This is a genomic window from Cupriavidus sp. 8B (assembly GCF_054589115.1).
Window position 1 is genome coordinate 28041 of record NZ_BAAILO010000658.1, and the last position, 8745, is coordinate 36785.

8 protein-coding genes are annotated in these 8745 nt (G+C 67.4%); 4 read left to right on the top strand and 4 right to left on the bottom strand.

The features are described 5' to 3' along the window. On the bottom strand, window positions 1-496 hold a 496-nt coding region (locus ACYP5B_RS53175), incomplete at its 3' end, for an Ldh family oxidoreductase (protein ID WP_459575556.1). Between the two features lie 25 nt (window positions 497-521). Continuing rightward, window positions 522-2063 carry a DASS family sodium-coupled anion symporter gene (locus tag ACYP5B_RS53180; protein ID WP_459575558.1) on the bottom strand — a complete coding sequence of 514 codons (1542 nt, stop codon included), beginning with the start codon at window positions 2061-2063 and terminating at the stop codon, window positions 522-524. 410 nt (window positions 2064-2473) lie between these two features. On the opposite strand from ACYP5B_RS53180, the gene ACYP5B_RS53185 reads away from it, so the two are divergent. Both ACYP5B_RS53185 and ACYP5B_RS53190 read left to right on the top strand, forming a co-directional pair. Then, window positions 2474-2728, top strand: coding sequence for an RNA-binding protein (locus ACYP5B_RS53185; protein ID WP_267606604.1), 255 nt, complete (start codon window positions 2474-2476; stop codon window positions 2726-2728). Window positions 2729-2790: 62 nt separating this feature from the next. Further along, complete coding sequence (locus ACYP5B_RS53190) at window positions 2791-3582, top strand: tyrosine-protein phosphatase (protein ID WP_459575561.1); 792 nt, start codon at window positions 2791-2793, stop codon at window positions 3580-3582. Between the two features lie 13 nt (window positions 3583-3595). On the opposite strand, the gene ACYP5B_RS53195 is transcribed toward ACYP5B_RS53190, so the two are convergent. Continuing rightward, a complete protein-coding gene (locus ACYP5B_RS53195) occupies window positions 3596-4822 on the bottom strand; it encodes an acetate/propionate family kinase (protein ID WP_459575563.1) in 1227 nt (408 codons plus the stop codon). Between the two features lie 67 nt (window positions 4823-4889). Next, window positions 4890-5831 carry a phosphate acetyltransferase gene (locus ACYP5B_RS53200; RefSeq protein ID WP_459575564.1) on the bottom strand — a complete coding sequence of 314 codons (942 nt, stop codon included), beginning with the start codon at window positions 5829-5831 and terminating at the stop codon, window positions 4890-4892. A 276-nt stretch (window positions 5832-6107) separates the two neighbouring features. Between ACYP5B_RS53200 and ACYP5B_RS53205 the strand changes: the two genes are divergently transcribed. Both ACYP5B_RS53205 and ACYP5B_RS53210 read left to right on the top strand, forming a co-directional pair. Further along, the gene (locus ACYP5B_RS53205) at window positions 6108-8507 is read left to right on the top strand and encodes a DUF3141 domain-containing protein (RefSeq protein ID WP_459575566.1); all 2400 of its coding nucleotides are present in this window, start codon (window positions 6108-6110) and stop codon (window positions 8505-8507) included. A gap of 58 nt (window positions 8508-8565) precedes the next feature. After that, the coding region (locus tag ACYP5B_RS53210) for an SDR family oxidoreductase (protein ID WP_459575568.1) at window positions 8566-8745 on the top strand (180 nt) is incomplete at its 3' end.

Below are 8745 nucleotides of genomic sequence, written 5' to 3' on the forward strand. Positions count from 1 at the left end.
CGGCGAAGCACAGCGGGTTGGTGGTCAGCCGCGCGGTGCGGCCGCCGTAGGGCGCCACCACCGGAGAGCGGTTGATCACGTTGGTAAAGCTCAGCAGCACGAACCGCTCCTTTGCCACCATCTCGCCGTAGTGTCCCATGCGGCCGAGATGGTGCGAACGGCGCAGCGTGACGATGCAGTGGCCGTGCTGGCGCACGCGCTCGATGGCGGTCTCGATGACGCGCTTGCCCACGTGCTGGCCGAAGCCGCCGTTGCCGTCGAACACCAGCAGGCTGTCGCGGTCGAGCACGCATTCGGCGCGGCCCCCCGGGTTGACGTTGCCTGTTGCGAGCGAGCGCTGGTAGTTGGGCAGGATCGACAGGCCGTGGCTGGTGTAGCCGCAGCGGTCGGCCTCGACCAGGTGCTCGGCCACGTCGTTGGCGATGTCGGTCGGCACGCCTTGCGCGGCGAGCACGTCGCGGGCGAGCTGGGTGGCGGATTGCAATGTGATTTTCATGATCGGTCCTTTTCCCGGTGTGGGCTCAGATCCAGCCCAGCCAGCGCCAGTAGGTGGCGGCGAACAGCAGCATCAGGGCGTAGCCGATCACCGTCACGGGGATGCCGACCTTGGCGAACTGCTTGCCGTTGAAGGTATCCGTGCCAAGGCAAACCATGTTTTGCGGCGCATTGATCGGCAGGATGAAGCCGAAGCTCACGGTGAAGCCGAGCAGCATGGTCAGGCCGATCTGGTTGATATCGCCCGGCAGCGTCTGCAGCACCGAGATCAAGATCGGCAGCAGCGCGGCGGTGAGCGCGGTGGCGCTGGCAAAGCCGAGGTGGATCAGGATCAGGAAGGCGGCCAGGATGGCGAACACCAGGATCGGGCCTTGCGTGGCGAGCCCGGAGTTAGCCACCACGAACTTGCCCAGCCATTGGCCGGCCTGCGTGGTGAGCAGCGCGGTGCCCAGGCTGATGCCCACCCCGAACACGATCAGCGTGCCCCACGGCGTGCGTTGCTGCATGGTCTTCCAGTCCATCACGCCGATGCGCGGCATCATCAGGATCACCAGGCCGACGAAGGTCACGGTGGCGGTGTCGAACTGGTGCAGCTTGCCCTCGGTGGCCCAGAACAGCAGCAGCCCGATGGACACGGCGGCAAGCCGCTTCTGCGGGCCGCTCATCGGGCCCAGCCCGGCGAGTTCCTTTTGCACGGCCTCCTTGCCGCCGGGGATGGCTTCGGTTTCGGCGGGCAGCAGGAAACGCACCAGGAAATACAGCACGACCGACATCACGATGGCCCACGGCGCGCCGGCGATCAGCCATTGCAGCCAGGTGATGCGCTCGCCCAGCAGCTTGTCCATGAAGCCCGCCGTCAGCAGGTTCTGCGCGGCGGCGGTCTGGATGCCGACGTTCCAGATGCTGGTGGCCATGGCCACGGTGATCATGATGCCGGCGGCGATATTCGATTTCTTGTCGACCCCGAACGCCGCGATCACGCCCATCATGATCGGCACCACGCAGGCGCTGCGCGCGGTGGCGCTCGGCACCACCAGCGACAGCGCGATGGTCACCGCGACGCTGCCGATCAGGATACGCCGCGTGCTGGTGCCGATGGCCGACAGCGTGACCAGCGCGATGCGCCGGTCGAGCCCGGTCACCGTCATCGCCGCCGAGATAAAGAGGGCGGCGGCAACCAGCGCAAGCGCGGTGTTGGAGAACCCTGCCAGCGCCATGCCGAGCGCGCGGGACGTGCCGTATTGCGTGGCCGGGTCGGCCACCGTGGGCGCGAAGCCGATCAGCGCCGCCATCAGCGACGTGATCATGATGGCGCTGGCCTCGTAGGAGACCGCCTCGGTGATCCACACCACGATGGCAAAGGCGAGGATGGCCAGCATGCGATGTCCCGCCACCGGCAGCTCCGGGGGCAGGGGCAGGGCGAGTAAGCCGATCAGTACCAGGATGGCGGCGTAGAGCCCCCATGGCGTGGATTTACCAGGCGCGGCTTGCGGCACGGCGGCAGCTGCACCGATGGCGCTCGGGGCGGCAGCGCGAACGGCTTGGGTTGGAGTGCGCGGGTTTGTCATCGCTTTGCCTTTTCTTGTCTGGTTGATCTTGGTTCGACACGGGAAGGCGGACGTCACGCGCGGGCAAGTGGCTAGCCTGTGACTGGCTGGGTGGCGGCGTCGTTCGGCGGTCTTCCGTGAAGACCTGGCGGATGCGGGGGACCGGCTTGTGGCGCTTGTGGCCGGACTGCCACGTTCGACATGGGGAAATTATTGTGCCGGCCAACGGCGCCTGTCGAGGGTGGATCCGGGGACATATGATGTGGATCAAGGAACCGGTTCGCGCCGGGAAATTTCCATGCGCCACACGGTCAGACTTTCAGAGCATTGCGCTACAAGGGCTTGAGGGCGTTGCGCAGCGAGCGCAACAGCCGGCGGCCCTGCACGCTTGCAAGCCGCGCGAAAGTGATCTGAAAATATTGGAGTGCATGATGAAGGTTTTAGTGAGAGGACTACGTGCCGAAGTCGACGCATCCACGTTGCGTAAAGCCCTGGCCGCCTACGTGCGGGTCAAGGATGTCGAGCTGATCTGCGAGGGCGACTGTGCCCATCCCTGGGCCTGGGTCGACCTGGATCTGGACGATGTGGACCCGATGAGCGTGTGGAAGCTGGTGGCGAAGCTCGATCGCCGTTATATTGCTGGCTGCCATACGCGCTGGCATGTGCCGGCCTATCGCCCGCGCTGAACCGCCGCCACGTGCGGTGCGGCGCGCGCGCCACCGAACGACAAAGACAGGGCAGGGACACGATGCAGGAAAACATGGCCGATGCGCCATCACAAGGTGCCGGCGTGCCCGGCAATGCAGCGCTTGCGCTGGACAACGTGGTCAATCTGCGCGACCTCGGCGGCCTCGCCACGCGCGACGGCTACCGCGTGCGAGCTGGCAAGCTGTTTCGCAGCGGCAACCCGGGCCTGGCCAGCGCGGCGGATATGGAACGGCTGCGCGCATTGCAGCTGGACATGGTGATCGATTTCCGCTCGCCTGGTGAGAAGACCGCGGCGGAGAGCCCATTTGGCGAGGCCTTCCGCTGGGTCGCCACGCCGGTGCTGGAAGGCAGCATGTCGATGGCCGAGCTGATGCCGCGTTTGCGCGACGGCAGCGCGGCGCAGATGGAGGCCTTCATGCTGGAGGTCTATGGCGACTTTCCGCGCAAGTACCAGGCCGCGTTCGGCAGTTTCCTGAAGGCCGCGGAGCAGGGCGGCAACCTGCTGTATCACTGCACCGCGGGCAAGGACCGCACCGGCTTTGCCTCGCTGTTGCTGCTGGCCGGCCTGGGCGTGGAGCGCGACACCATCATGGCCAACTACCTGGAATCGAATCACTGGAACCAGGGCTTCAACCAGAAGATGAGTGCCGGTGCCGCGCAGTTCGGCGTCGATCCCGCGGTGATGTGGCCATTGCTGGCGGTGAAAGCCTCCTACCTGGAAGCCTCGATGCATGCCATCGAGCAGGACTACGGCGGCATCGACGCCTACCTGGGCAACGTGCTGAAGGTGGATGCCGAGCGCTTGCGCCAGGCCTACCTGGTACGCGCATAAGGTGCCAGGGGAGCTACGCGAGCGCCTTTTGCTCCATCATGATCCGCGCGGTGTTCAGCGCGATCATCCCTTCCTCGTCGGTAGGCAGCACCAGCACCGGCACGCGGCTGTGGTCGCGGCTGATGCGCTGGCGGTTCTCGTTGTTGGCGCCTGCGTCCAGGCTGATGCCGAACAGCTCCGCCAGCCGCGCGCAGATCTTCTCGCGCACCGGTGGCGAGTTGGCGCCAATGCCGGCGGTGAACACCAGCGCATCCAGGCCGCCCAGCGTGGTCGCCAGCTTGCCGATTTCCTGCGCCGCGCGGTAGGCGTAGAAATCGATCGCCAGCCGCGCGCGCGGCGCGTCGCTGGCCAGCAGGGCGCGCATGTCGCTGCTGACACCCGACAATCCCTTCAGCCCTGAATCCTGGTACAGCATCGCCTCGATGTCCTTGGTGCTCATGCCTTGCTGCGACAGCCACAGGATGGCGCCGGCATCGATGGCGCCGCAGCGCGTGCCCATCGGCAGGCCGTCGAGCGCCGTCAGGCCCATGGTCGATTCCACGCTGCGCCCCTCGCGCATGGCGCACAGGCTGGCGCCGTTGCCCAGGTGCGCCACGATCACGCGGCCCTGTGCCAGGTCGGGCGCGATCTGCTGCAGGCGGCGCGCGATGTATTCGTAGGACAGGCCGTGAAAGCCGTAGCGGCGGATGCCGCGTTCGAAGTACTCGTAAGGCAGCGCCAGCAGTTGCGCCAGCGGGTCGTGCCCGGCGTGAAAGGCGGTGTCGAAGCAGGCTACCTGCAGCAGCGCCGGCGCGGCGGCGCGCACCGCGCGGATCGCCGTGAGGTTGTGCGGCTGGTGCAGCGGCGCCAGCGGGATCAATGCTTCCAGCTTGGCAATGACGTCGTCATCGATCTTCACGGCAGCGCAGAAGTCCGCGCCGCCATGCACCACGCGATGGCCGATCGCCACCGGCGGCGCATCGCGCAGGCCGATGCTCAGCACCAGCCGGATCAGGCGGAAGGCCGCATCGTGATCCGCCACCTGCGCCACCGGAAAGCGCTCGTCCGCTACCACGCGGCCATCCGCCATGCTGGCGGTGAGGCGCGGCGACACGCCGATGCCTTCGATCTGCCCGTGCGCGCTGAGCACCGCGTTGATGTCGGTATTGGCGTGGGCGGCCTCGGGCACGGTGTACACCGAGACCTTGACGCTCGAGGAGCCGGCATTGACGACGAGGATGGTGGGATGGGTGGCGCTCACGCTGGCAGGCCTCCTTGTGACGATGACGTTGACCGTGACGTTGACTGTGGCTGGGACGGTGGGACGCTCAGATCTCGGTGGGCGTCCGGGCGGTGCGGCGCGCATGCGCCAGAAGCACGGCGATCGCGCAGCTGCCGATGCGCGCGCGCACGCTGTCGGCGCGGCTGGTAAGGATGATGGGCACGCGCGCGCCCAGCACGATGCCGGCGGCTTCGGCGCCGGCCAGGAAGGTGAGCTGCTTGGCCAGCATGTTGCCGGCCTCCAGGTCGGGCACCAGCAGGATGTCGGGGTCGCCGGCGACCTCGGAGACGATGCCCTTTGTCACCGCGGCTTCATGGCTGATCGCGTTGTCGAAGGCGAGCGGGCCATCGAGGATGCCGCCTTCGATCTGGCCGCGCCGGCTCATCATGCATAGCGCGGCCGCGTCGATGGTGGAGGGGATCTTGTCGGTCACGGTTTCCACCGCCGAGAGGATGGCCACCTTTGGGCACGCGATGCCCAGCACGCGCAGCAGGTCGATCGCGTTGCGGCAGATGTCGGCCTTGTCGTTGAGCGTGGGAAAGATATTGACCGCGGCGTCGGTGATGAACAGCGGCTTGTGATAGCTCGGCACGTCCATTGCAAACACATGCGAGAGGCGCCGGCCCGTGCGCAGGCCGGTGGCGGACGCGGTGACTTCGTGCAGCAGCTCGTCGGTGTGCAGGCTGCCTTTCATCAGCAATTCCGCCTCGCCAGCGCGTATCGCCGCGACCGCGCGCGCGGCGGCGGCATGGCTATGCGGCGCGTCGATCAGCACGCTGTCGCCGAGGTCCAGCGCATTGGCGTCGGCCACCTGGCGGATGCGCGCCTCGGGCCCGATCAGCAGCGGCACGATCAGGCCGAGGCTGGCCGCCTGCAGCGCGCCGCCAAGCGCGGAAGCATCGCAGGGATGCGCCACCGCGGTGGGAATGGCGGGCAAATCCTGGCAGCGTGCCAGCAGGACGGAGTACTTGTCGAGCGTCTGGGTCATCGGCGTTCCGGTGCATCGGGGTTGCGGTGCGACCGCGCGGGCATGCTGCGTCGCGCAAAAAGCAAAGGCCAGTATAGGCGATGTTTCCTGCGGCACGATGACATCGGTTGATACCTTGCGCCAGGTCATCCCCGCTGCGGATCCGCCCATGCGGCGGGTTGTCAAGCACGGTGCAGGCTGATAGATTCCGCTGTGCTGCAGGCCAGCACTTCCGTGCGATCGCCTGGAAACGACTGCCTTCCGCGCCACACCGTAGAACGTAGAAGGGGAAGCCGAGTGAACGCACGTGATCCCGTCACCCATGCCGGCAGCGCAGCCGCCGGCGTGCCACCGCTCTTGTCCGATGCGTGGTCCTACACGCATGACGCCTGGCAGCGCGCCATCCTGTTGCTCGACATCCTGCGCGAGCGCGGCAACCAGACCTTCGAGCACGAGCGCGAGGGCATGCCGCCGGTACTGATCTTCGAGCACGAGGTGGTGATCGACGCGCGCACGCTGGCGCAACCCGTCAACTACGCGCTGCTACGCATCCTGCCGCCGCCCGGCATCGTCACCGACGACACCAAGCGGCCCTTCGTGGTGATCGATCCGCGCGCCGGGCATGGCCCCGGCATCGGCGGCTTCAAGATCGACAGCGAGATCGGCATCGCGTTGCGCAGCGGCCATCCCTGCTATTTCGTCACCTTTTTCCCGGTGCCTTGCCCGGGCCAGACCATCGAGTGCGTGGCGCGCGCCGAAGCCGTGTTCCTGCGCACGGTGGCCGAGCGCCATCCGCAAGCGCAAGGCAAGCCGTTCGTGATCGGCAACTGCCAGGGCGGCTGGGCGCTGATGATGCTGGCTGCCGCCGCGCCGGAACTGGTCGGCCCCATCCTGCTGGCCGGTTCGCCGCTGGCCTACTGGTCGGGCGTGCGCGGGCGCAACCCGATGCGCTACAGCGGTGGGCTGCTGGGCGGCTCGTGGCTGTCGTCCTTTACTTCCGATCTCGGCAATGGCCGCTTCGACGGGGCCTGGCTCGTGCAGAATTTCGAGCAGCTCAATCCGTCCAACACGTACTGGAGAAAACTCTACGACGTCTATGCGCGCGTGGATACGGAGCGCGAGCGTTTCCTGGAGTTCGAGCGCTGGTGGGGCGGGCACTTCCTGCTCAACCGCGCCGAGATCGACTGGATCGTGCAGAACCTCTTCGTCGGCAACCATCTCACCGCCGGCGAGGTGCACAGCGCGGATGGCAGCGTCGTGGTGGACCTGCGCAATGTGCGCTCGCCCATCGTGGTCTTTGCCTCCTGGGGCGACAACATCACGCCGCCGCAGCAGGCGCTGAACTGGATTCCCGATCTTTACGCCAGCGTCGACGAGATCGTCGCCAACGACCAGGTCATCGTCTACTGCCTGCATGAAAAGATCGGGCACCTCGGCATCTTCGTGTCGGCTGGGGTGGCCAATCGCGAGCACACCGAGCTGTTCTCCGCGCTCGACCTGATCGACGTGCTGCCGCCCGGGCTGTACGAGGCGCGCATCGAAGATATCGCGCCGGGCACCTCGCACCTGGAACTGATCGAAGGCCGCTACCTGATGCGCTTCGAGCGCAGGACCATCGACGACATCCTCGCGCTGGACGATGGCCGCGACGACGAGCGAGCGTTCGAGGTGGTGCGCCGCGTGGCCGAAGTCAACCAGCGCCTGTACGACACCTTCGCCTCGCCGGTGGTGCAGGCCGCATCCAACGAGCTGGGCGCCTACGCAATGCGGCAGATGCATCCGGCCCGGCTCGAGCGCGCCCTGGCATCGGACGCGAATCCGTGGATGGCGTGGATCGCCGCGCTGGCGCCGTCGGTGCGCGAGGCGCGCCAGCCGGTGGCGCCGGACAATCCCTTCGTCACGCTGGAACGCGCGGTGTCCGACACCATCGTGCGCACGCTCGACGCGTGGCGCGACCAGCGCGATGCCTTCCAGGAGCAGGTCTTCGAGGCGCTGTACCAGTCGCCATGGCTGTCCGCGCTGGTGGGCTTCTCGCCCGGCGCCGAGAAGCGCGGGCCGCCGCCGGTGACCGCTGCGCTGCGGGAGGAACTGGCCGCGCGGCGCCTCCATGAGGCCGAGGCGGGGATCGAGCAGGGCACGCCGCTCGATGCCTTCATGCGCATCCTTTGCTATGTGGCCGACGAGAACGCCAGCATCGAGGAGCGGCCCTTCAACCTGATGCGGCAGATGGCGCGCGAGCACCTGGAGCAGCAGCCTGACATCGCCACGGTCAAGGCCGCAGTCAAGCGGCAGAGCTTTATCGTGGGGCTGGACGCCGAACGCGCCGTGGCCGCGCTGCCGCTGCTGGTGCCGGACAGCGGGCAACGCCACCGCATCATGATGGCGATCCATCGCATCGTGACCGTGGTGGGGCCGCTCGAAGGCGCCCGCCTGGCGCGCTATCGCGAGGTGGCGCACGTGTTGGGCACCGACCATACGGCGCGGCAAACTGCGGAGCCCGCAACGGTGGCGCCCGCGGCGCCTGTCCCCGTGGCAACGTCGCCGCGCGCGGTGCGCAAGGCGGCATCGCCGCAAGCCAAGGCGCGAGCTCGCAAGCCAGGCACGGCCGTGGCCGGCGCGGCCAAGCCCGGCAAGGTGGCCAAGCCTCTCAAGACGGTCAAGCCATCACCGCGGCGCAGCGTCAAGACAGGCACTTGAACCAGGCGAGCAAAAGCCGGCGCCAGCAGGGGCGCGCATTCACTAAGCGAGGGACATCATGGTGCAAGTACCCAATCCCCCATTGCTGGGCGCGCGCGTGCTGGTGGTGGGCGTGGCCAACGCGGAATCCATCGCGTGGGGCTGCGCGCGGGCCTTTCGCGAGCTTGGCGCCGAGCTCGCGATCACCTATCTCAACGACAAGGCCTATCCGCATGTGGCGCCGCTGGCCGAAGCGGTG